The sequence below is a fragment of the Candidatus Eisenbacteria bacterium genome, assembly GCA_030017955.1.
Lineage (GTDB): Bacteria > Eisenbacteria > RBG-16-71-46 > JASEGR01 > JASEGR01 > JASEGR01.
This window is the reverse complement of the sequence record JASEGR010000229.1, coordinates 1-1303: the sequence shown is the minus strand read 5'-3', so window position 1 is coordinate 1303 and position 1303 is coordinate 1. Positions and strand designations below refer to the sequence as shown.

Here is a 1303-nt window from a genome sequence, read left to right as displayed (position 1 = left end):
TTCACCGGGAGGAGGCTATACCTGACCAATTTTACAGGAGAAAAAAGACTTGACCTGGAGAAACCGGAGTGGTTTGATGTGATAGTTACTACCAGCATGTTCGGACACATCATTGCCGATTTGGGTGCGATGCTCCAGGGGGGACTGGGAATTGCTGCGGGCGGGCACATTCACCCCGGGCAGGTTTCAATGTTCGAGCCGGTGCACGGTTCAATTCCAAAGTACGCCGGGAAGAATATTGCGTGTCCTGTCGCGGCAATCGGAGCGGTCGGGATGCTCCTCGACCACATAGGCGAGCGAAGGGCCGCCAGACTCGTGGATATGGCAATTGAGAGCCTCCTTGTCGAAAGGAAAGTCACATCACTTTCAACAGATTCAGGCCTCTCGACAGACCGGGTTGGCAGTATGATGCTTGAGGAGATGAAAAGGCTGGAAAAGACCTTGTGAGCCAAGGTCCTCGAAGGAGGAATTCCGTGAGGAAAAGTGAAGTGCTGGTGCTGGCAATACTCGTGCTCTCTATTGCGGCGGCTGTCTATTTTTACCCCAGGATGCCGGAAAGAATGGCTTCGCACTGGGATGCCCGGGGCGACGTTAATGGCTACATGTCAAGGTTCTGGGGATTGTTCTTGATGCCGGCTATCTCCGTCTTAATGTTCTTGCTCTTTCTCGTGGTACCGAGAATAGACCCGCTGAAAGAGAACATCGAGGAATTCAGAAAGTACTTTGACGGATTCATTGTGCTGATATTTTTGTTCTTGGTGTATATCTATGTACTAACAATCCTGTGGAACATGGGCAAGAGGTTCAGTATGGTTCTGGCGATGCCGCCCGCCCTCGGGATTCTCTTCTTCTATTGCGGGATGCTCATAGAGCATGCGAAACGGAATTGGTTCATCGGAATCAGAACTCCCTGGACTCTGAGCAACGAAAAGGTTTGGGACAAGACGCATAAAATCGGCGGCAAGCTTTTCAAAGTGTCGGGAGTAATTGCCTTTGTGGGAATCCTCTTCCGCGACCTGGCATTCTACTTTGTTATTGTTCCGATCTGTTGTGTTGCCGCCTACACCATCGTTTACTCGTACGTTGAGTACCAGAAGGAGATGAAGCTGACGTAGACCGGCGATCCTCGTCGGCATTCACTAAGCCCTCCTATAGTCCCACTTGCCCGGGAAGATTCCAGCGAGTCTGATTGACGGCGCTTCCCGCAGCTCCAACCTAGTGCTGTGTCACATAAATTCGCGAACTTAGTTATGCGGTGCCCCAGCACTTTCACAGGGGCTATCGCCCCTATGACATTTCGAAA

The 1303-nt window shown here is 51.3% G+C and carries 2 protein-coding genes; both read left to right on the top strand.

Translation table 11 applies throughout. From position 1 onward, the window contains the following. On the top strand, positions 1-447 hold a 447-nt coding region (locus tag QME66_13915; protein ID MDI6810037.1), incomplete at its 5' end, for an isocitrate/isopropylmalate family dehydrogenase. Between the two features lie 26 nt (positions 448-473). Beyond that, positions 474-1115, top strand: coding sequence for an SdpI family protein (locus QME66_13910; GenBank protein ID MDI6810036.1), 642 nt, complete (start codon positions 474-476; stop codon positions 1113-1115). Positions 1116-1303 lie beyond the last annotated feature (188 nt).